This is a genomic window from Paenibacillus sp. 4624, assembly GCF_050435065.1.
GTDB lineage: Bacteria > Bacillota > Bacilli > Paenibacillales > Paenibacillaceae > Paenibacillus > Paenibacillus amylolyticus_D.
The window spans coordinates 1-22,228 of sequence record NZ_JBNDJR010000024.1 but is presented as its reverse complement, the minus strand read 5'-3'; the positions used below and the strand labels follow the sequence as shown (position 1 = coordinate 22,228).

Below are 22,228 nucleotides of genomic sequence, written 5' to 3'. Positions count from 1 at the left end.
CTAAAGAAGCTGAGGTTTATTTCACTTTTTGCACCGCTACGGCCATTTGTTCCAGTTGGGTATGGGTCAATTGGTTATTTTGCGAGCTGAGTGTCACATAACGATCATCCAGCTTGAACGTAAGCATGTCGGTTTTTTCCGGTGTGTACCATTTGGCGGATACGCCGTTAGGCAGTTTTACCGTTTTGCCATCATAACTGAACGAGTAATCTCTAGGAGATACCGTTACATTCATGCGGTTGAAGACAAAGTTCACGCCATCGCCGCCTGCACCAACACTTTTGAATGCATCTCCCGCAACCATATGTTGTGGAGCATAAGCAGTGGTGAAGCCATCAAATTGAGCAAATGATTTACGGATCTGTTCCAGTTGCTGTTTGGAGTAACTTACATTTTCAAAAGCAGTAATACCTTGATCATTGCCGCTCTTTACTTTTTGTACAGAGACAGCGATTTGTTGCAACTGTGCTTGGGACAGCTTATGATCTGGCGAGCTGAGTGTGACATACCGATCATCCAGTTCGAAGGTTAACATGCCGATATCGCTCGGTGAATACCATTTTGCACTAACACCGTTGGACAATTTCACTTCTTTGCTTGTGTAGCCCTCCGAGTAATCTCTTGGAGAAACATCCACTTTCATATGATTGAAAATGAAGTTTACGCCATCACCGCCTGCGGCTACACTTTTGAATGTATCACCTGTAGTCATTTGCTGCGGCGCGTAGGCTGTTTCAAAGCCTTCGAATTGAGCAAATGCTTTTTGAATCGCTTCTTTTTGCGCTGCGGTATAGGTTACATTGGTTAGTGCAGTTGGATTGCTGTTCGTTTCACCAATAATGACTTGTTTGTTTGCACCATCGTAGGTTACAGGCACATGCAGTGCATCGGCCAATGCGCGAACCGGCAGATAAGTCGAGTTATTATACGTGATCGGTGCAAGTTTTTTACCATTCCCGTCAGTCGGTGTGTATGCTGCACCGCCTACATTAAAGCTGATTCCGTGATTGAGATAAGCCGAGATTTTCTCCAGTTGTGTTCCGGCAAATACACCAGCTGCTCCGGTTAAGGTCATACCCAGCACCATCATTGTAGCTACCGATTTCTTCATGTTCTTTTTCATCCTATATCTCTCCTTTAAGTTGGGGTTATTTGTTGTCTTGCTGTTCCTTATGGCTTTATATTACCCCTCGAACTTATCCAGAATAATTCTGAATTATATCCAACTTGTAAACATGTGTAACGATCTTTGCATCATGATGGAGAGTTGTTATGTAAAGGGTACAGGGGAAGCATCTTGTTTGAGTTTCATAATCAAGGAGGGAAAGAGATGGATCATCGCATTATTGAAGAGTTTTATGATATTGGTCGGATACAGCGCGTGGAAGTGATGAAACAGGGGACGAGCTCTGAAGCGAAATGCATTGATTCTTCAGCAGGTCAATTTGTGTTGCGTAAACTTAGAGATGAGCAGCAGGCTGTAAACGAAGAGAGACTTCACCACGTTCTGTCATTGCAAAACATCTCTCCAGCAATGGTGATTGCGCGGAATGGGTTGTCCTATGTTCATTTGAATAATGAAATTTATAATTTGCAGTACTATGTGGAAGAAACGGTACCATACGATCAGGCAGCCATCCATTTTGTTGAATTTGGTAACATGCTTGCTCGCTTCCACCATACTGCTCACAAGCTTGAAATCGTTGATCAGCCGGATCGCTTTGCTTTATCTCTACTATGGTTACAAGTCTGTGATGAGGTCAGGGGATCTTCGTTAGCTATCGTTGGCTCACTTGAGGGGCATGTAGAGCAATGTACAGAATACGTCGTGAGAAATGATAGCATGATTCATGGTGATCTGGGTGTGTGGAATATGTTATTTATGAAGCAAAAGGCGCTTTTGATCGATTTTGGAGAGGTGAGAAGAGGTGATCCGCATTTTGATGTGGCTGCTGCGCTTACCTCAATGATTCCTGCAACGGCAGGAGCGAATGAGTGTTTCTTGATGCTGGAAGAAGTAATGAAAGGGTATGCCGAGGCCGGGGCATTGCTCACAAGAGAACGGTTGTATGAACAAATTCACCTTTGGATGCTGCGCGGCTGGCTGGCATTGATAAGGGAGAGGGGAGTCACCTCCCCGATGGTGCAGTACATTGAGCGAGGCATGCGAAGAGTTGCCGTATTCAAAGAAATATTGCTTTAGTATGCAGTGAATCAGGATCAATTGTACAAATACATTACAAACCCGCCTATGCCCAATACCACTGCGCCGACGTATACATATGTAAGTTTGCTCAGATTTTGCCGTGTACGGCGATCATATTCGGGGTTACTGATGCGATTGGCTTTCGAATTCCCGATGATAAGTGTAGCAATTCCGCCGAATAAGGCGATACCGATAACCAATGCATAAGGCAGCCAAGTCATGAGTTGACCTCCTTTTCCAGTCGATGGAGAGCGTTTACTCTATTGTATCTCAGGTTTACTCGCAATGTAAGCTATTATTGAGAAATATAGGAAATTTATGTGATCTGAATTTGAAGGATATACATGCACATGTAGACGGAAGAATGAATTAAATCTATACGGTATATTGCAGTTTGAGTTGTGTGTTTTAGACTCGGATCACTAGAATTTTAAATTTTTTTAGAATAAAAAAACATAGATGTATCAAGCATTTGCGGCTTTCTTTATCGAAAGCTGTAATTTTTTTTGCCTGCAAAGTGATCCAGAATCGAGGACCGTGCGTTACACCCTATGAAGACAACGACAAAGAAACAAACGAAACAAAAACATACTTAAGGAGTGACTCACCAATGAAGATGAAAATGAAAACATTTATTGCCCCTGTACTTAGCTTGTCGCTGTTAATGCCAGGAATCGCGGGAGCGGCTGCAGCACCCCAGACGTCCACTTCCATGACCATGATGAAAGCATCCGTGAACACCCCTGCGGCTGACCTGAGAGCGAACCTGGATCATCTGTTGTCTGAGCACTTTGCTCTGGCGGTAACAGCTATGGCGAAAGCTTATGATGGAGCCAAAGATGCAGATGCAGCCTACAAAGCACTCGACCAGAATGCACTGGATATGCAACCGGCAATTGCTTCCCTCTACGGTGAAGCGGGTGCCAAAGAATTCGAACGTATCTTCCGCGCACATAACAAATATACCGACGATCTGGTGAAAGCAACCAAGATGGGCAACCAGGCTGGCATCAAGCAAGCTCAGAATAACATCAACGGATTTGTGGATGAATTCTCCACATTCCTGAGCACGGCTACAGAAGGTGAATTGCCGAAAGACGCAGCAAAACAAGCATTGAAAGTGCATGAAGACCTCGTGCAAAAAGTATTTGATGAGTATGTAGCCGGAGATTACACGGATGCTTACAAAGCGTATCGTGAGGGTTTCAAGGAAATGTTTGACGTAAGTAAAGCACTTTCCACTGCGATTACTACACAAATGCCTGAGAAATTTAACAACACCAAAGCGGATACCAAAGCAGCTGACTTGAGATCTGCACTCAACCACTTGGCTTCGGAACACTTTGCGCTTTCCGCTCTGCAGATGCAAGAGCAGTATGATGGACGTACAGCAGCATCGAATGCCCTTGTCACAGCAGAAGCTGGAAATACTGCGGATTTCAAGGCAGCCATCGCTTCCATTTACGGTAATGAAGGAGCCAATGCGTTCGAGAAAATCTGGGTGACTAACCACGTCAACGCTCAAAGTGACTATGTCAAAGCGGTAAAAGATAATGATGCGACTGCGCGTGCAGCCGTGCAAAAACGGATCGACGGATTTACAACGGAGTTTGCTACATTCCTGGATTCCGCAACAGCGGGCAACCTGCCGAAATCAGCAGCACAACAAGCGCTGACGACGCATGAAAACCAAGTGCAAAAAGTGCTGGATCAATATGCAGCAGGCAACTATGATGCTTCTTACACGACGAATCGTGAAGGCTTCAAAGTGATGTTCGGGGTAGGTCAAGCGCTGGGTAATGCCATAGTGACTCAATTCAACGACAAGTTCCAAGAAGCAACACCAACAATGCCTGCACCAACGCCAGCGCCAGATATGACAACCGTCTGGATGAAGCTGAACAGCAAAATGCTGAAAATTAACGATAAAACAACCAACATGGACACCACACCTGTGCTTTGGAAAAATACAACATACATCCCGCTGCGTTTCCTAAGTGAAGGCATTGGAGCAACGGTGAAATGGGACAAAAAAGCACAGCAAGTTACCGTTATGGCTGGTGATGATACACTTGTATTCTGGGTAAACAACACGGTCATGGAAGTGAACGGTATGAAGAAAAACGTTGGTTCTACCGTGTTTGTTAACAAAGATGGACGTACACAAGTACCGCTGCGTTTCATTGCTGAATTGCTGCAATGGAATGTGGATTGGGCTAAGAAAGATGGTTCCATTACGCTGACCAAAGCAATGTAAGGCAAACGTAACGCAATTATCAACGCTGTGCGCCAATACACTTTATAAGTTGATATAATTAATCTCACATGCATACCCAAAAAAGCTGCCCATGTGGCAGCTTTTTTATATTCGCCTGAAAGAGCAAATATTTGGTATAATTAACCGCGTAATCAATTACATAAGCATTCAAATAACTCAAGGAATACAAACTATTGTTCAACTATTCAAAATGAACAATGAAAGAGGAGGACAGAGGTATGAGTGCAACATCCAATTCAGAGAAGCCCGCACGGAGTGTAGATACCCGATTATTTATTGCCTGGGCTGTGTCTGTTATCGCAACTTTGGGAAGTCTTTATTTAAGTGAGATTAAGCAGTTTCTGCCATGTGATCTGTGCTGGTTCCAGCGCATCTTTATGTATCCGCTAACGATTCTGCTTGGTATTGCGTACTTTAAGGATGACGTGGGGATTGCCAAGTACGTGCTTCCGCTCAGCTTTATCGGGGGTGGCATTTCCTTGTATCACGTAACGATTCAACGGATCTTCGCGGCTACGGGCAACGCAGTGGCATGCGGTAAGGTGCCATGTTACACCGATTATTTGAACTGGTTTGGTTTTATCACGATTCCATTGCTGGCTCTGATCGCATTTATCATGATTATCGTGATGCTGTGGGGCATCGGCAAAACGCCTAAATCTTCTATCTAACTGTTCTTCTTAAATCTTTTATCTATGTTTTCTTTTTAAATCTTTATACTCAGAAAGGACTAACAGTGATGAAGGGACAAGCTCGCTGGTTTACGCCTTTGCTCATACTGATTTTTATTCTGAATGGCTGCTCTTACACGGAGCAGTCTGCCTCAGGCGAGATGCCGGAGATGATTCGAGTGAAGCTCATGATGCCGGATCAGGTGAAGGTGAACGAAGAAGTCGCTTTACAGATCAAACTAACCCAGGGGGAGAAACCTGTAGATGATGCCGATCATGTACAATTCCAAATCTGGAACGAAGAGAACGAACCTGCGGCACCATCCATCGAAGAAGGCATGATGAACGCCGATGAGCTTGAGGCACGCGGGGCAGTGAAGGCTAGCTCTGTGGGAGATGGCATCTATGAAGTTAAGCACACATTTCAGGAGCCGGGGGTGTACGTTGTCCAGGCACATGTAACCTCAGGTGCAATGCACACCATGCCGCGTACGAAGGTAACAGTCAAATAATTTTATTATTCTCGATTTCAATCCTTGACCTTGAAGTATACTTCAAGGTTTATTGTTGTTGTATCAACAACGTTTGGAGGAAAAATCATGAAGATATTTGAATGGATTTTCGTGCTAGTAACGATAGTGGGGGCGCTGGGTTTACCGTTTTATACGAAAAGACGAAAGCTTGCGGTAGGCATGCTTAGTGCCTTAGTTACCGCATTTCTGCTACATGCGATCATGGATTCAGTACGGGTGATGTTACTACCGTCTTATATTGTCGCGCTCATTCTATTTATCCTGTTAATGATTCAATTGATTAAATGGACTCGTAGCGCTGGAAGCATAGCACCGGAAATACATAAGAAGAAGTCGAGAGGACGTGCCTGGATGCGTGGACTGTTCATCCTTCTTCTTGCTGCTTTCTCGGGCATTGGATCAGGAGTGCTTACGAGTTACTTCCCGGCATTTACCATGCCCGAGCCAACGGGGCAATTTGCCATCGGTACATTTTCACAACAGATCGTAGATGAATCTCGTGAGGAGACTCTTTCGCCTGAAGCCGGGGACAAGCGGGAACTGATGATTAATGTGTGGTATCCGGTAGACCCGGAAGTTGCAAAAGGCATTAAACCGGAGTCATACCCTGCTGAATTGGGGGAAGCGATCAGTCTGGTGTTTGGCATCCCGTCTCAAGTGTTCAGTTACCTAGATACGATACCGACACATGTGGTCAAAGGTGCAACGATGTCTAATGCAAGCAGTTCTTATCCAGTTGTCCTGTTTTCTCCCGGTGTCCGTTCAGCTCGTTTTCAAAGTATGACGGCGGTGGAAGAACTAGTCAGCCACGGTTATATTGTTGTAGGGATGGATCATCCGTATACGTCAGCTAGAGTAACTTTTCCAGATGGACATAAGGTCTCTTACGATGCCGGGCCTGAATTCGCAACATCCGAAGAAGTGTATCAATATAATGTGCAGGGCGTAGGCATTCGTGCAGCAGATGCACGTTTTGTACTCGACACGCTGGAACAGTGGAATGTGAATGATCCGAATCAGGTGCTGGAGGGCAGACTGGATCTGAACCACACGGGCATTATGGGACATTCCTACGGCGGGGCAACAACAGCAGAAGCACTCGCACAGGATGAACGTTTTCATGCAGGACTCAGCCTGGAAGGTGGATTTTGGGGCAGTGTTTCCAAATCGTCGCTGAAACAACCTTTTATGTACATCATGTCTGGAAAGACAGCCAAAAGCTTGGGGCCAAATCCTACTGAGCATGAAAAGTTATTCTATCGGGAGTTTGAACCCGATCTGGAACATGTAATGAAGAACAGTCTGAATGATACCTATTATCTGACCGTGGATGGATTTTTCCATCAAAGCTTTACCGATATTGCGTTAATCTCACCGCGTTTGTTTGCCAAGAATATGTCTGCGGAGCATAATATCGATATTACCAGAAGTTACGCACTCGCCTTCTTTGATCGTTATCTGAAGGGTGAAGCGCAGCCTCTACTGCAAGGAAGTTCGGCGAAATTTCCCGAAGCATCTTATGATCATGAATATACAAAGATCCGTAACGAACAAGCGCAATGAGTCAGCTGGAAAGGAGAGAACGTTGTGCAGACCTTGACAAGAGGCCAATTAGCCAAAAAGACGGGAGTAAGTATGGCTACGCTTCGTTATTATGAGGACAGCGGCATACTGCCCGCTCCGCATCGATCCTCCAACGGATACCGCGAGTACACCGAGGATTATCTGGTCAAAGTCAAGTTCATTAAGGGTGCACAGACGCTCGGTTATTCGCTCAAAGCAATAAAGGAAACGCTGGAGCTGCTAAGTAATGAGGATATGGAAAAAGAGACGTTGAAAACACTTGTACGTGAACGGATCACCGACATTCAACAGCACATTGAACATCTGGAGCAGATGCAAAAACAGCTGGCCGGATTGTTGCTTGTACCTGAGGACGAAATCGATAGTTATATCCAGTCCTTTAGAGTAGAGAAAAAAGAGCCGTAGAGCCGTAATCACGGCTCTTTTTCTATTTTTTAAGAGCAGACAAACGTTTATCTACGAGCAGGAAATGACGGAGGCAAATCGAATATAACGAGTAATTTGTTTCATTTTTCCATATCAGGTTTCTTAACGTAATCACCGTATGGAATACTAGATACACACCAGAGAGGAGCATAATGCTTGATGAGGGATATACAAGGTTTTGTTTCTGATTATATTAAAGGTAAAAAACATCTTCATCTTGAGATTGGCATCGTTACCAAGGAAGATATCGAGTATCATTCATTCGGCAATCCGCCAAAGCAGAATATAGTTGCTCCTGAACACAGGTTATTTGAAATCGGCTCTCTGACCAAAGTGTTCACAAGTATGCTTCTACTAGAATTAGAACATCAACAACGGCTTTCTGCCGATGACACAGCCAGCAAGTACATACACCTGGGCAAAAACGATTATTTGAAAAAAATTACGCTCAAACATTTGGCGACGCATACGTCTGGATTACCCAGATTAGCACCTAATTTGTCTTCGAAAAAAAATCGATACAATCCGTATTCCAGATATACGGAGCAGATTTGCTTGCCTTTTTAGCGGATGCTGATTACACGGAGCAGATCGGTAAATTTGAATACTCTAATACCGGTATGGGGTTATTAGGATACATCTTATGTAAAGTAACAGACAGAACATATGACGATCTACTGAAAAAATATATCACAACCCCATTACATATGATGGAAACTGCCGCCCTTCTGAATACAGAACAGAACAGTCGGGACATACATCAACGGGAAAAGTCATGCCTCACTGGGATCTGAATGGAGTACACGATGGAGCGGGAGCAATCAAGTCATCTGTTCACGATATGAGTTTATTTGTACAAGCCAATCTCAATGAAGAACACCCGCTAGCCTCTGCCATGCAACAAAGTCACGTACCTATTCGAATCGGAGAATCAGAGCTTTATTTCGGGTGGCAAGAGGATACGGCATTGGATCAGAATATTTTGTGGCATAACGGCGGTACCTTTGGTGCTACCAGCTATTTAGCTATAAACAAGGAGCAGGGCGTAGGTGTCGTATTATTATCCAATTACTGTTTTGGATCAGCCGATCGTGTGGATGAATATCTGGATGCGATCTACAAGTTTTTGACGAAAAAAGATCTGTATCCGCTCACGTTCCTTGAGCCTGTAGGCAAGAACATATTGGAATCCGTGATGCAGAATCAATGATACAAAAATCACCACCTCCATTGCGCCCCGCGATGTCATTCATCGGCTTCTACGCACTGGAGGTGATTTTTGTTTTTTCGCTCAAGTCATGCCTGCTTCACGTAGAAAATGATGCACAATCTCCGTCTGAACCTTGATCCGTACAGCGCGTTTCAGGCTCCAGCACGTTTCCACGGTAACAGACTTCGCATGCAGCAACCTTGAAGCCGCTGTCCGAGCGGAGCCCGGCAACTCATGCCGCTTCAGATTAAAATGATGCTTGCCCACCGGTATAGATCGGTTCATGCGTTCAATCACCCTGCGGCAGATCGGCACGCTGGAGCTGCCGGGGTTGGTGATCAGCGTTTGTCCAAGCACGCGTGGACTAAGCTGTGACAGACCATTTGCCTCGTGTAGATCGAGCCACCAGTCAGGGTGATGCTCGCGTGCAAGCTTGAACACGGCGGCTGCCAGTGGATGCTTCGATCTTCCTGACTTGCGGCGAGGAAAGGTACGATTCAGATCAGGTTTGCCTCTGATTTTTTTGGCATAAGCCTGCTGGTTGACTCTTGGCACAATAATCAAGGTTCCGCGATGGATCACACGCCGCCCTGCGGCACAATCATCGGCAAGCTTCTGTGCAGCGGCCATACTCGCGGTTTCATTGCCGTGAACTCCAGATGTAATCATCATGACGGGTCCGGGATTCGTTCCGCGTACGATGTAATAAGGCGTAGCATAGGGACTGGGTGCAGCAAGAACATGTCTGGTCACAAGCATGACCCTCACCTCCGTTACTACAGTACGTCCTGTCCCTCTCTCCTGTAACGGCATTAGAACAGCCCTATAGCCCGTTTCACTATAAGATAGGCCAACCCCTGGACGAATCAATAGACTTTGTGTATAACATCCTCGAAGTCGGGTTCCTTCATCTCAATATCGTCAATCTCTCCCCACTGCTCCAGCTCCTTCAAAATGTCCATCGTACGCCATTCCTTCCGGTTCACCAGTGCCGTCAGCACCTGATTGTCCATACGTGTAACCTGAATGGCGGAAGGCAAAGCATCTGGCAGTTTAACCCTTCCACGGAAGGCGACACGGATCAATGTAGGCAAACCGATCGTATCTCGAAGGGAGGCGATGGTTCCGTCATAGGTCAGTTGTCCGTGGTTAATGACCATGACTCGGTTGCATAGCTGTTCGATATCATCCATGTCGTGGGTAGTGAGCAGAATCGTTTTGCCAAACTCTTCATTTAATGTGCGCAGAAACCGGCGAATATTTCGCTTCGCATTCACGTCCAGTCCGATGGTGGGTTCATCGAGAAAAAGCAGCTCTGGATCATGCAGCATAGACGCTGCCAGATCGGCCCGCATGCGCTGCCCAAGAGAGAGCTTGCGAACCGGGGTCGCCCAGAATGATTCAAGATCCAGCAGTTCAGCGAACTGGGACAGCCGTTTCTTTTTGACATCCGAACTCACACCGTACATTTCTGCCAAAATATCATACGAATCCTTTACGGGTAAGTCCCACCAGAGCTGACTTCGCTGTCCAAACACAACGCCGAGCTTGCGAACCGTTTTACGCCGTTCCTCATGAGGATTCATCCCGCCAAGCACAACCTCACCCGCTGTCGGGTGAAGAATGCCTGTCAGCATTTTAATCGTGGTGGATTTGCCAGCCCCATTGGGACCAATGTAACCAACAAATTCCCCTTGCCTAATATCAAAGCTGATATCACGTACCGCTTCTTTGGTTACATACTGGCGTGAAAACAAGGTACGTACCCCTGAGAAGCGGCCTTCCCGCACGACAGGGGTTTTGAATTGCTTTTGCAGGTTGCGTGCTGTAATCATATTCATGTGTATTTCGCCTCCTCCGTTAATGTGTAAATAAATCGTTCAATGTATATAACTTCTCTAACTGCCCGTACTTTGGTATTTGGTCATGCCGAACGTCCAGAACCGCAAACTGGCAGCTAAACATATCACCGCTACCGCAGCAATGACGGCCAACACCCAAGCGCCGCCTTCACCGCGCAACAGGTAGAGAGAGGGGATGTAATTTACAAATCCGACGGGAATGGCAGTCAGCAACAGACTGGACATCCATTTGGGATAGAGGGTGAGCGGGTATTGAGCCGCAGTGCGAGCTGCATCCTCTGTGATGACTTGCAACTCTTCAATACGTGTCGTCCAGAAACCAAGAGTCGCTGTAGCGAGTCCGATGGAAAAAAGAATGATGGCTCCAGTCACAATGACAAACAGGGAGAACGGAACAACCGTCCAGCCGATCTGCCCGCTGTGCATCATCCCCGCAAGCGACCAGCACAGAATGAATCCGCCTTGAAGTACTTCACCAATCATGATGCGGAAGTTCTGCGGCATCAGCGCAAGCAGGACAGGCATAGGTCGTGTCAGCAGTTGATCCAGCTCACCGCCCACCAAATATTTTTCCAGATGATGTACTTCATTGCCGAATGTGCGATACAGCGTTTTGGATAATGTCATAATCGCAAAAAGATAGCCGATCTCATGTAATGACCAGCCCTTGATCGCCCCAAATTTGTGCAGTACCAATGCGACCATCAGAAATTCGGAGATTTGAATAAGTGCGGCCAGGATGGCTCCCAGCACGAAGTTAAACTTGTACTGCATCCGGCTGCGGATGCTGGTTCGAATGAGTATTTTATATAAGTGGAACCACGAGATAAGTTTCATCCTCCCTGCACCTCCACTTTACGGCGTAACACTTGGGTAAGGGCAAGACAGATTAACGTCATGACTACACACCAAAGCAAGGTTCCCCATAACAAGGAGCCATCTTCAAAACCAAGATAAATTCGGGTAGGGACGTAAAGCAGAAATGGATAAGGCGACAGCCAGGCTAGTTGTTCCAGCCATTTCGGCAGCCATTCCAGCGGGATAAAGAAACCGGCCATCAGGTTCATCAGGGCATGATTGGCCCAGTGCAACCAGGACGATTCCGTAGTCCACATGGATGTGACACCGATAATATAGTTCATGCAGATGGACAAGTACGCTGCGCCGGCAAGTGCAAGTGCGGCATAACCTAAAGTCCAGGCCTCTGAAGGCCATTTCAGGGAAAAAACGATAGAGTAGAGAAGATAGATCGGAAGGCTTTTGTACACGAACTGGTAGGCGATCTGCCCCCATTCCCGTGCCACCAGGTGAGAGAACAGATGTACCGGACGCATGAGATCCAGTGCGATCTGCCCTGTCCTGACACTGAGCGGAATACCGAGTCCGTTCGTCAGGAAGCCTGAAATCCAGAGTGATGCTTGCGTGAATGCAATGTAACTGATCATCCCCTGAACTCCGTATTCTCCGAGCTGGTGGTCGGCCCCGATGCCGATCCAGAGACAAGCATACATGTAGCCAAACATGGCGCTTGCCAGGTTATGTACCATGTGTGCCCCGCGATATTGCAGGTTTCGGGCGTAGGCTTTGGAAGCGAGCGTAAGATAAAGCATATGACACCTCCGATAAGTGGATTGAACGGCGGACCCGTTCACTTCAGTCAAGGCGAAAAAGAGAGAAGGACAACAGCATACCAATTTATTCCTTCACAGGCAAGACATTTTTTTAGAGAATAATGGAAGGTAAGGGATTGTTCATGAATGCGCCACAAGACAGGCAGGGAAGAAATCCTTTATAATGAAGAGGTAAGATCGCAAACGTTTACAATTGTGTTTATTCAAATTTAAAATACCGGCCGGACTTGTGCTTGACGTGTAGGATACAGAACGAATAATCCGGCAAGAGAGAAGGATGTCATGAAGAAAATTGCATGGGTCACCGATAGCACCAGTACACTGGATTCCGCTTTTGCAGAGCAAAATCATATCTACATCGTGCCGCTGCGCATTGTATTTGGCGAGGAATGTTACCGGGAAACCGAAGAAATCTCGCCCGATACATTTTATGAGAAATTGGCAACTTCATCGCGCGCCAGCAGTTCACAACCGCCGATTGGCGAGTTTATCGAACTGTATGAATCCATTAAGGATCAGTATGATGAGATTATAACGATTCATTGCTCCACGGCACTTAGCGGAACGCTCCATACCTCGATGCAGGCAGCGGAGATGGCAGGCGTGACGGTTACCGCAATTGATTCAAGGGCAGGAGCCTATCCTCTTCGCGAGATGATTATGCAAGGTCTGGAATGGCAGAAGCAGGGATGTTCCGCTGCCGAGATTAAACATCACATCGAACAGATGATTGATAACATGTCATTTTATCTGATTCCTGCGAGTCTGCAAAATCTTCATCGAAGCGGTCGTGTGACCGGGACGCAACTGATCATCAGCCAACTGCTCAAAATACACTTGTTGCTTCGATTCGAAGAGGGCAAAGTGGTGGTGAATGAGAAGATTAGGACGTTCAAACGTACTAAAGAGCGCATGCTTGAGATGCTGAAAAAGGACATGGAGAAAGTGAAACATGTGTGCATCATGCATGCAAACAATCAAGACGAAGCCCATAGTATCAAACAGCAGATCGCGGAGCTGCTTCCACGTTTGAAAACAGAGATCATGCCATTTATTCCGGTGGTGAGCATTCATGCCGGTGCCGGTACAATCGGATTGTGCTGGATTCGGGGTGAACATGCATAGCTACAGGACAACTGTTGATCCAAATTACATCGTTTTGTGAACGAACCAACGCATCATAAATTACGTCATATAAACCTGATGAAGCACACTTGAACCCGAAGTGCCTGCTTGGTCAGGTTTTTTTGAACTGTCATTGCCAATTTCATCAGATTGTGAGGTAATGAAGGAAATTGTTTTTAACTGGAGGGGAGTTTATGTCAAGTCATCGCTTGCTGCTTGTGGAAGACGATCGTTCGATTAGTGAGATGGTTGGTCCTTATTTGGAAAAAGAGGGCTTTGACCTTACATATGCCTATGACGGTCTGGAGGCCGAACGGTTGTTCAACGAGGCGAAGCCTGGTTTTGACCTGATTATTCTTGATCTGATGCTGCCTCATCGCAGCGGGATGGATGTCCTGCAAACCATTCGCGCGAGAAGTCTGGTGCCCGTGCTCATTCTATCTGCAAAAGATGGGGACGTGGACAAAGCACTGGGTCTTGGATTTGGAGCTGACGATTACCTGAGCAAACCGTTCTCGCTGATTGAGCTGACGGCCCGCATCAAAGCGGCTATCCGCCGTGCCAATTACACCGCTCAGCCTGCGGAAGAAGAGGCACACGACCACAGGATCATTCTCGGCGGACTTGTGGTGGATATGGAAACGTATGAGGTAGAGCGTGAAGGAGAGCCAATCAAATTAACGTCCAAGGAATTTGGCATTTTAAAATTGTTTGTAACCCATCCCGGTAAAGTGTTCACCAAGGCTCAGATTTATGCGTCCGTCTGGAATGATCACTATTATGGCGATGAAAATATTATCAACGTACATATGCGCCGCTTGCGAGAAAAGCTGGAAGTTGATCCTTCTGCTCCGCGTTACATTAAAACGTTATGGGGCATCGGATATAAACTGGAGGCAGAGCCGGTATGATTATGATGCTGTGGTTGCTTGCTGTATCTACGATACTGCTTGCATGTGCTGTTATTGCGCTTGGATTAAAGCTTCGTAAACGAAGTACGCATCTAACTTATATCCACAATAAAGTGTCGGGCATTCTCGAGCAGGGCACGTTTGAACGTCTGCTTGTATTTGATAGTGATGCACAGGTAAGCCGGCTCTTAAACGACATGAACCGGTTGCTTGAACACGCCCATCTGGCCAAAGCAGATTATGCCAACCAGGAGAAAGAAATGCGCCATATGCTCTCTAACATTTCACATGATTTGAAGACCCCGCTTACGGTTGTACTCGGGTACAGTGAAACGTTATTGCACAGTGCTTCTCTGACCGATGAGGAGCGGACAGTAATGACGGAGAAAATACAGGATAAAGCACAGGAAGTGCTGCGTTTGATGCATTCTTTTTTTGATCTCGCCAAGCTTGAATCAGGAGACCGTAGGCTGGAACTGAGCCGGGTGAACATCAGTGAGCTGTGCCGTGTCAAAATGTTATCGTTTTACGAATTGCTTACAAAGCTCGGGTTACAAGTGGAATTGGACATTCCGGAGCAGGATGTGTTCGTTCGCGCAAACGAAGAGGCACTGGATCGCGTGCTGGACAACCTGATTACCAATGCGATGAAATATGGCGCCGATGGCAAGGAACTCGGAATATCTATACTGAACAGAGAAGGAGAGCCCTTTACTGTGCAGGTATGGGATCGCGGAAAGGGCATTCCGGAGCAAGAGCACAGTCGTGTCTTTGAACGAATGTACACGCTGGAAGATTCCCGTAATCGGATGTATCAGGGAAGCGGTCTCGGTCTGACCATCACGAAACGACTCGTTGAACGCATGGGTGGACGTATCGAAGTACATAGTGTGCCACATCAGCGGACGGTGTTTTCTTTTACGTTGGAAGAAATGTTGTAGGGCTGTAAAGACTGGACTATTCCAAGTTGACGGTTATTCGTATCCAGGTCATTTCCCACCAATGTGTCCGTGTCAGTCAACACGCATTCCAACTTAAGGTTTTTGTAAGATTTGATTAATAAAAAAGCAGACTTTTTTCTTTACAATACAGATATAAGCACCCGAGCAGGGGGACGTAAAGGAGAATGACCAGATGAGTTATATTGCACGGACCATAAATCTCACCAAGGTGTACGAAGGAACAGAGGTCGTATCCGGCGTTAACATGAATATTAAGCAAGGCGAAATCTATGGATTTTTAGGGCCAAACGGAGCAGGGAAAACAACATTAATGAAAATGTTAACCAACCTTGTTAAACCTACAGCGGGTGAGATCGAACTCTTCGGCGAAAAGCTAAACCCTGACTCTTATGAGTTATTGAAACGAATGGGCAGTATTATCGAGTATCCCTTTTTCTATGACAAACTGTCTGCGTGGGAAAATCTGGATCTGCACTGTGAGTATATGGGGTTCACGAGCAAACAGATGATTGCAAAACATATGGAAATGGTCGGCTTGAAGGATGCGGGCAAAAAACCTGTGAAGGACTTCTCTCTCGGTATGAAGCAGCGGCTTGGGCTGGCTCGTGCACTGATTACAACACCCGAGTTGTTAATTCTGGATGAACCGATCAATGGACTTGATCCGGTCGGTATCAAAGAGATGCGCGATCTCTTCAAACGATTAAGCACAGAATATCGCATCACTATGCTGATCTCCAGTCACATTCTGGGTGAAGTCGAGCAGGTTGCGGACACGATTGGCATCATTCGCGAGGGAAGGCTTGTCGAAGAAGTATCCATGGAGAGCATCCGTCGCAGTCATACCGATTATATTGAAGTACAGGCTGCAGATCCTAAGAAGGCTGCCTACGTCGTAGAACATTTGTTGCATCTGAGCAACTATAAGCTGTTCGATGAGCAGACGCTGCGTGTCTATGATTCGGATATAACGGCTTCCGATCTTAACAGCAAGTTGGTTCAGCACGGGGTTGCGGTGGAGTCGATTTCTAAACGTTCGCACTCCTTGGAAGAGCACTTCATGGGTCTGATGAAAGGGGCTGATGATGTTGCTTAAACTCATTCGTCTGGAATGGCGCAAGCATCGCTTTGCCCGGAATTTTGTGGGTGCGGGTATCGCCAATATCAGCATTCTTCTATTTATGATCATGATTGGTGTCACAGATCTGGGAGCTGAAGATTATGCCTTGGCCGATTACCACGGGGCCTTTATGCTAATTGATACATTTTCCAGGGCAGTGTTTATCATATTTGCAGGTTCATTGATATCCAAATTGATCATTAGCGAGTATAGGGACAAAACGATGAATGTGATGTTTACCTACCCGATTAAACGGCATAAAATCATTGCTGCGAAGTTAACGTTAGTCTTTATTTTTACGTTTGTGATGATTATGTTTACAGACATTTTAATGGGGGTGCTCTTGCTCACGGCCAATCAGTATTATGGTTTTATTACCGAGCCGCTGGGATTAGCAGCTTTGGGGCAACTGGTGCTTAAATACACCATCAGTTCGCTTTCTGCAGCTGCCATGGCTCTGATTCCTCTATTCTTCGGTATGCGCAAGCACTCGGTGACGGCTACAATGGTTGCTTCCATTTTCCTTGTTCTCATCGTATGCTCGGGTTTCAGCGGTTCCAGTGGACCTACAATGTCGGTCAATAACATCATCGTAATTCCGTTGACCTTGGGTGCAATCGGCTTATGGATCGCTGCACTTTCCATGACACGGTTGGAAACCAAAGATTTGAATTAAGACAGGATCTCTTTTGTGCTGAAAAGCATGCCACGTATGGCCTCACATGCCATTGACATCCGCTCGTACAAGGGATAGGATAGTGTCAACTGAAACACGAAGGAGAATAGAACGACCATGACGATTCCAAAAACATTAACAATCGCTGGCTCGGATACGAGCGGTGGCGCAGGCATTCAAGCTGATTTGAAAACATTCCAGGAACTGGGCGTATACGGCATGACCGTATTAACAACGGTTGTTTCCATGGAACCTGAGACATGGGATCACCAGGTCTTTCCTGTAGAATTAAATGTGGTCGAAGCTCAGCTTCGCACCGTGCTGGACGGTATTGGTTTTGACGCGATGAAGACAGGCATGCTCGGTTCAGTGGATATCATTGAGCTTGTTGCCAAACATATTCGCCGTAGCGGTCTGCCACAGATCGTGATCGATCCAGTTATGGTGTGCAAAGGTACGGATGAGGTGCTACAGCCGGAAAACACCGAAGCCATGATCGAATTTTTGCTTCCAGGTGCGGATCTTGTAACGCCTAATCTGTTCGAAGCTTCCCAACTGGCGAAGAGTGGTCCAATTCGTTCGAAAGAGCAGATGGAAGCTGCGGCAGCCACAATTCACGCGCATGGTGCCAAACATGTCCTGATTAAAGATCGCGGTGTAATTAACCCGGGTAAAGCCATGGACTTGCTCTATGACGGAACCAATTATGATTGGTTCGAAGCTGATGTTGTCGGTTCCGGTTACACCCATGGTGCAGGATGCACAACATCTGCGGCTGTTACTGCTGGCTTGGCTCGTGGACTTTCCGTGAAAGAGGCTGTACGTGAAGGGAAAGCTTTCGTAACCAAAGCGATTGCCGGCGGGTTCCCGTTGAACCGCTTCGTTGGCCCTACACTGCATGTGGCACATCGTTTGGAGCACCAACGTTAATCAGCGTTTGGAATGCACTTGTCCAGAATAGGACGGGCTTCATCAGAGCGCATAATTTTGATGAGCATATCCCGAATTTCATCTCAGGAGCGGTCAACGAACAGTAGTATCTGTTGGCTGCTTCTTTTTTTGCGTATTTTGATAAAAAATAGTAACTTTTGGTATATATTAATCGTATATATGATGGAGCTGTTTCTGAATATAAATGGATTTATATGGATGAATCAGGACACATGAACGACACATGGAGCAGGTATGTTATCCATAGAAATAAAGAAGGAGAGTCGGTCATGATCAGAACCGTGCTTCTGGTAGAAGACGAAAGCCGCATTCGTGAGATTGTGGCCGATTATTTTATAAAAGAACAATGGAATGTGATTGAAGCCGAGGATGGCGTGCAGGCGCTGGAACAACTAGCTTTACATGAGGTAGACCTGGTCATTCTGGATGTATTGATGCCTGAAATGGACGGATGGACATTATGCGGGCATATTCGCTCCACTTCTACCGTACCTATTATCATGCTCACCGCTAAGTCTGAGGATGATGATAAGATCCACGGATTTCAATTAGGTGTAGACGATTATGTCACGAAGCCATTCAGCCCTCGGGTTTTGGTTGCACGAGCGGACACACTCATGAAACGAGTGGAAGGTGCGATGGGGCGAGAGCAGGGTTTGATTCGCTTTGGCGATGTAACTCTCGACCCTTGGGCCAGACGTTTGGAGAGAAGCGGGATTGAGGTGGAGCTTGCACCTAAAGAATATGATCTGCTTCTCTATCTGGCTCGCAATGCTGGCATTGTCTTATCCAGAGAAGCCATATTAAATCGGGTATGGGGATTTGATTTTGAAGGGGATTCCCGTGTGGTGGATACGCATATCAAAAAACTTCGCAGCAAACTGGGCGATGAGGCGAAGTGCATTCGTACTGTTATTGGTACGGGGTATCGTTTTGAGGCAGAGGCATGAGAAGAAATGGCGTAACGATGAAGCTGTTTCTGGTCATGGCCGGATTTGTGGTCTTGCTATATGGGACAACGGTGCTTGCCCAGCTGATCTGGTTCCCCGATTTCTACCAGCATCAGAAGATTACCAGTATGAAAAAGAAACTGTCCAAGTTCGAACAGCAGTATTCGGCCAGTCGCTGGAGCGATTTGCAGCTTGCCAAGGAAACGGGCAGGTTCATGAGACAAAATCAGTCTCATCTTGTCATTTTGACGAACACAGGCAAGTTGGTGGATGATCCCTTTCACGTCACGCTACTCCAGGAGGACGGCAAACGTGTGAAGGTGTCCCTGTCACTATTCATCAATAGTGAAAATGCAGGCTGGATCAGGTCTCATCTCAAATTTGGACAAAAGCTGACCGTAAAAGGACCATCCAGCGTTGAGGAGAAACCAGAGCCTATGGTGTATCCATTTAAAATTCAGGATGGGGCTTCTGCTGCATGGGGCACAGAAACTTTTCAGGAATCACTGCTACCCGTCCAGGAATGGACGGGGGTGCTAACGGAAGTTGTGCTGCCTGATCTTGCTACGTGGAGTCAGAGGCAAGGACTTCTCGTGCAGGCTCTCGAAAGTCGATTCCCCTTGTCGTCAGAAGATCAGCAGATGTTGTCTAGCGGGAAGATGATTAATGAAGAGTGGATGGACAGCTGGAGTGGTGTTCGTAACGTCATTACGATTGCTCCCGTGCACCGTGCCGGAGCGGAGCAACAGTTGATTTTCTCACTGACCTCACTACAGGAGATGAGGGAAGCCAACGAGGCAACACGATTATTCTATGGATATTTCGGTATAGGCGCGTTTGTACTGATTCTTTTGCTCGCACTGTTATTGTCCCGAATTATAACCAAGCCATTGCTCGCTCTAAATCATGTGGCGAAGAAGATGTCTACGCTCGATTTTACAGTGAAGTCTCCGATTCGGCGTAAGGACGAGATCGGTAGTCTTTCCGAGAGTCTGAATGCCTTATCAGGTACACTTGGTAAAACATTGGAGGAACTCAAGCAGGCCAATGACCAGATGCGTACCGATATGGAGATGAAGCAGCAGATTGAACAGCGTCAGCGCAAATTTTTTGCCGATGCCTCTCATGAACTCAAGACACCTATAAGCATTATCAAGGGATATTCTGAAGGACTAAAAGACGGTGTCAGTGAAAACAAGCGGGAGCGCTACATTGAGGTCATTGTTGACGAAGCGATCAAGATGGAAACAATGGTTGAAGAAATGCTGGATCTGGTCAGACTTGAATCTGCCGCGATCCAATTGAATACCGGAGCAATCGCTTTGGCTGATATGATTGAAGATATTGCTGGGCGCCTTGGGCCTCAGTTAAAAGATAAAGGACTTGAAGTGGTGCTTGTATCCACGACGGAGCAGACCATTGAAGGGGATCGAAGCAAGCTTGAGCAAGTATTTTACAATATCATGATGAATGCTATACGTCACGCGGTTCCGCAAACCGATATAATGATTGAGATTAACAGACATGAAGGTTGTGTTCACGTTACAATCGAGAATAAAGGTGAGCACATCGCGGAAGAGGAACGGCAATATATATGGGAGAGGTTCTACCGTGTAGAGCGCTCGCGCAATCGTAAAATGGGAGGGACCGGGCTAGGCCTGGCCATTGCAAAACAGATCCTGGATCTGCACGGATGTGGTTATGGTGTGGAGAATACACCGGATGGCGTACGTTTTTATATTACATTTCCTAAAGCCTAGTATGAAAGGAAGTTAAATTTTATGAAGTCTTTACCATCCATTTTAACCTTGGGGAATTTAAGTTCGGGGATGCTCGCGGTCATTATGGCGATTCATGGGGAATTTGCATTGGCTGTGACGATGATATGGGTAGCGATGTTTTTTGATTTGTTTGATGGATATGCAGCACGAAAGCTTCATTGTGAAGGGGAATTTGGCAAGGCGCTGGATTCACTCGCTGATGTTGTGTCCTTCGGTACAGCGCCTGTACTGATTCTTTACCTGAATTCGATGACAGAAGTGGGTATGCTTGGTATGGCGTTGACCGCCCTGTTCCCGGTATGTGGAGCACTTCGTCTTGCAAGATATAACTGCCAGAAAACACCGGTTAGCGGTTTTGTCGGAATGCCGATTACATTTGCAGGTGGACTGATGTCGTTCTTCGCTCTATGGAGCCCTTATTTTAATCATGCTGTAGCCTATCTTGTTATTGTGGTATTATCCGGTCTCATGGTTAGTCAAATCCGTTTCCCTTCATTGAAGCAAATACTGCCCTCTCATGAGAAGGATATTGTGGAACCGAAATAAGGAGCGAGTCAAGTTATGGAATTTGCTAAAGAAATTATTAGTCAATATGGGTATTTCGCAATATATGGTTTACTCGCTCTTGGTGTTATTGGGCTACCGATTCCGGATGAGGTGTTGATGACCTTTGTCGGTTATCTCGCCTCGATATCCGTTCTGGATTATTCCGTATCCATCGCTGTCTGCTTTGGCGGGGCGTTTACGGGAGGCATACTGAGTTATACGATTGGCCGCAAAGCCGGCAGGCCCCTATTCGACAGATATGGTAAATGGATTGGGGTTAATGCCAAGCGATTTAGCAGGGTAGAAACGTGGTTTCTCAAATATGGGTCCTGGTCCGTTATTCTGGGTTACTTCATCCCAGGAGTGCGGAATCTAATGTGCTGTTTCTCCGGCATGAGCCGCATGAGGATGGGAAGATATGCTATTATTTCAGGAATCGGTGCATTTGTTTGGTGCGTTGTGTTTATCTCGATTGGTTTCTATGTGGGTGTGTTAACCTAGGTTGGACATGCCAAATAGCAGGCGGAGAGACGGGGTATATAAAAGGGTACTTATAATCAGTGAATCCCCTGAAGGGTGCACGCCCCGGCAACAATAAACGGTTGAGAAGCGACTCAGCAAAACGGATAAATAATGCAACTTAGAATGGAAGACCTCTTCGTGTGTAAGGTGGTCTTTTTTTGTTGTTGCTAACCGAAAAAACATACCCAACCCAACCCAACCCAACCCAACCCAACCCAACCCAACCCAACCCAACCCAACCCAACCCAACCCAACCCAACCCAACCCAACCCAACCCAACCCA

Annotated in this window: 25 protein-coding genes; 19 read left to right on the top strand and 6 right to left on the bottom strand. The window is 46.4% G+C overall.

Annotation, left to right across the window (positions count from 1 at the left end):
- Positions 1-16: 16 nt before the first annotated feature.
- Positions 17-1,123: a stalk domain-containing protein gene (locus tag ABIE27_RS30160; protein ID WP_123065929.1), complete on the bottom strand. Its 1,107-nt coding sequence runs from the start codon at positions 1,121-1,123 to the stop codon at positions 17-19.
- Between the two features lie 207 nt (positions 1,124-1,330).
- Here ABIE27_RS30160 and ABIE27_RS30155 point away from each other — a divergent pair, with 207 nt between their 5' ends.
- Positions 1,331-2,203 (top strand): phosphotransferase, encoded by an 873-nt coding sequence (locus ABIE27_RS30155; protein WP_429352166.1) that lies wholly within the window; start codon positions 1,331-1,333, stop codon positions 2,201-2,203.
- 17 nt (positions 2,204-2,220) lie between these two features.
- Here ABIE27_RS30155 and ABIE27_RS30150 read toward each other — a convergent pair whose 3' ends face one another.
- Positions 2,221-2,427 carry a hypothetical protein gene (locus tag ABIE27_RS30150; protein WP_123065927.1) on the bottom strand — a complete coding sequence of 69 codons (207 nt, stop codon included), beginning with the start codon at positions 2,425-2,427 and terminating at the stop codon, positions 2,221-2,223.
- Between the two features lie 395 nt (positions 2,428-2,822).
- Here ABIE27_RS30150 and ABIE27_RS30145 point away from each other — a divergent pair, with 395 nt between their 5' ends.
- From ABIE27_RS30145 to ABIE27_RS30110, 8 genes are all read left to right on the top strand, one after another.
- On the top strand, positions 2,823-4,463 hold the full coding sequence (locus ABIE27_RS30145; protein WP_123065988.1) for a copper amine oxidase N-terminal domain-containing protein: 1,641 nt from the start codon (positions 2,823-2,825) through the stop codon (positions 4,461-4,463).
- Positions 4,464-4,702: 239 nt separating this feature from the next.
- On the top strand, positions 4,703-5,155 hold the full coding sequence (locus ABIE27_RS30140; RefSeq protein WP_123065926.1) for a disulfide oxidoreductase: 453 nt from the start codon (positions 4,703-4,705) through the stop codon (positions 5,153-5,155).
- Between the two features lie 68 nt (positions 5,156-5,223).
- Positions 5,224-5,667 (top strand): FixH family protein, encoded by a 444-nt coding sequence (locus ABIE27_RS30135; RefSeq protein ID WP_123065925.1) that lies wholly within the window; start codon positions 5,224-5,226, stop codon positions 5,665-5,667.
- Positions 5,668-5,754: 87 nt separating this feature from the next.
- Complete coding sequence (locus ABIE27_RS30130; RefSeq protein WP_429352165.1) at positions 5,755-7,251, top strand: alpha/beta hydrolase family protein; 1,497 nt, start codon at positions 5,755-5,757, stop codon at positions 7,249-7,251.
- Positions 7,252-7,275: 24 nt separating this feature from the next.
- Positions 7,276-7,677 (top strand): MerR family transcriptional regulator, encoded by a 402-nt coding sequence (locus tag ABIE27_RS30125; RefSeq protein WP_429352164.1) that lies wholly within the window; start codon positions 7,276-7,278, stop codon positions 7,675-7,677.
- A gap of 180 nt (positions 7,678-7,857) precedes the next feature.
- The gene (locus ABIE27_RS30120) at positions 7,858-8,265 is read left to right on the top strand and encodes a serine hydrolase domain-containing protein (protein ID WP_429352163.1); all 408 of its coding nucleotides are present in this window, start codon (positions 7,858-7,860) and stop codon (positions 8,263-8,265) included.
- On the top strand, positions 8,250-8,492 hold the full coding sequence (locus ABIE27_RS30115; RefSeq protein ID WP_429352162.1) for a serine hydrolase: 243 nt from the start codon (positions 8,250-8,252) through the stop codon (positions 8,490-8,492). Before ABIE27_RS30120 ends, ABIE27_RS30115 begins: the two co-directional genes overlap by 16 nt.
- Positions 8,474-8,908 carry a serine hydrolase gene (locus ABIE27_RS30110; RefSeq protein WP_429352161.1) on the top strand — a complete coding sequence of 145 codons (435 nt, stop codon included), beginning with the start codon at positions 8,474-8,476 and terminating at the stop codon, positions 8,906-8,908. The genes ABIE27_RS30115 and ABIE27_RS30110 overlap by 19 nt, the downstream gene beginning before the upstream one ends.
- Before the next feature lie 81 nt (positions 8,909-8,989).
- Here the strand turns inward: ABIE27_RS30110 and ABIE27_RS30105 are convergent, their stop codons facing one another.
- From ABIE27_RS30105 to ABIE27_RS30090, 4 genes are all read right to left on the bottom strand, one after another.
- On the bottom strand, positions 8,990-9,667 hold the full coding sequence (locus ABIE27_RS30105) for a succinylglutamate desuccinylase/aspartoacylase family protein (RefSeq protein ID WP_429352160.1): 678 nt from the start codon (positions 9,665-9,667) through the stop codon (positions 8,990-8,992).
- Between the two features lie 107 nt (positions 9,668-9,774).
- The gene (locus ABIE27_RS30100) at positions 9,775-10,743 is read right to left on the bottom strand and encodes an ABC transporter ATP-binding protein (protein ID WP_429352177.1); all 969 of its coding nucleotides are present in this window, start codon (positions 10,741-10,743) and stop codon (positions 9,775-9,777) included.
- A gap of 63 nt (positions 10,744-10,806) precedes the next feature.
- Positions 10,807-11,607 carry an ABC transporter permease gene (locus ABIE27_RS30095; RefSeq protein ID WP_123065920.1) on the bottom strand — a complete coding sequence of 267 codons (801 nt, stop codon included), beginning with the start codon at positions 11,605-11,607 and terminating at the stop codon, positions 10,807-10,809.
- Entirely contained in the window at positions 11,604-12,380 is a 777-nt protein-coding gene (locus ABIE27_RS30090; protein WP_123065919.1) for an ABC transporter permease, read from the bottom strand. The genes ABIE27_RS30095 and ABIE27_RS30090 overlap by 4 nt, the downstream gene beginning before the upstream one ends.
- 303 nt (positions 12,381-12,683) lie before the next feature.
- On the opposite strand from ABIE27_RS30090, the gene ABIE27_RS30085 reads away from it, so the two are divergent.
- The 10 genes from ABIE27_RS30085 (at position 12,684) to ABIE27_RS30040 (ending at position 21,924) form a co-directional block, all read left to right on the top strand.
- A complete protein-coding gene (locus ABIE27_RS30085) occupies positions 12,684-13,526 on the top strand; it encodes a DegV family protein (protein ID WP_123065918.1) in 843 nt (280 codons plus the stop codon).
- 194 nt (positions 13,527-13,720) lie between these two features.
- Positions 13,721-14,437 carry a response regulator transcription factor gene (locus ABIE27_RS30080; RefSeq protein ID WP_123065917.1) on the top strand — a complete coding sequence of 239 codons (717 nt, stop codon included), beginning with the start codon at positions 13,721-13,723 and terminating at the stop codon, positions 14,435-14,437.
- Positions 14,438-14,439: 2 nt separating this feature from the next.
- Positions 14,440-15,378, top strand: coding sequence for a sensor histidine kinase (locus ABIE27_RS30075; RefSeq protein WP_123065986.1), 939 nt, complete (start codon positions 14,440-14,442; stop codon positions 15,376-15,378).
- Positions 15,379-15,571: 193 nt separating this feature from the next.
- Positions 15,572-16,495: an ABC transporter ATP-binding protein gene (locus ABIE27_RS30070; protein WP_123065916.1), complete on the top strand. Its 924-nt coding sequence runs from the start codon at positions 15,572-15,574 to the stop codon at positions 16,493-16,495.
- Positions 16,482-17,195 carry an ABC transporter permease gene (locus ABIE27_RS30065; protein ID WP_123065915.1) on the top strand — a complete coding sequence of 238 codons (714 nt, stop codon included), beginning with the start codon at positions 16,482-16,484 and terminating at the stop codon, positions 17,193-17,195. The genes ABIE27_RS30070 and ABIE27_RS30065 overlap by 14 nt, the downstream gene beginning before the upstream one ends.
- A 117-nt stretch (positions 17,196-17,312) precedes the next feature.
- Entirely contained in the window at positions 17,313-18,125 is an 813-nt protein-coding gene (gene thiD / locus ABIE27_RS30060; RefSeq protein WP_090924296.1) for a bifunctional hydroxymethylpyrimidine kinase/phosphomethylpyrimidine kinase, read from the top strand.
- A 290-nt stretch (positions 18,126-18,415) separates the two neighbouring features.
- Entirely contained in the window at positions 18,416-19,096 is a 681-nt protein-coding gene (locus ABIE27_RS30055; RefSeq protein ID WP_123065914.1) for a response regulator transcription factor, read from the top strand.
- A complete protein-coding gene (locus ABIE27_RS30050) occupies positions 19,093-20,856 on the top strand; it encodes a sensor histidine kinase (RefSeq protein ID WP_123065913.1) in 1,764 nt (587 codons plus the stop codon). The genes ABIE27_RS30055 and ABIE27_RS30050 overlap by 4 nt, the downstream gene beginning before the upstream one ends.
- A 21-nt stretch (positions 20,857-20,877) precedes the next feature.
- A complete protein-coding gene (pssA, locus tag ABIE27_RS30045) occupies positions 20,878-21,423 on the top strand; it encodes a CDP-diacylglycerol--serine O-phosphatidyltransferase (protein WP_123065912.1) in 546 nt (181 codons plus the stop codon).
- A gap of 15 nt (positions 21,424-21,438) precedes the next feature.
- On the top strand, positions 21,439-21,924 hold the full coding sequence (locus ABIE27_RS30040; protein WP_123065911.1) for a DedA family protein: 486 nt from the start codon (positions 21,439-21,441) through the stop codon (positions 21,922-21,924).
- Positions 21,925-22,228 lie beyond the last annotated feature (304 nt).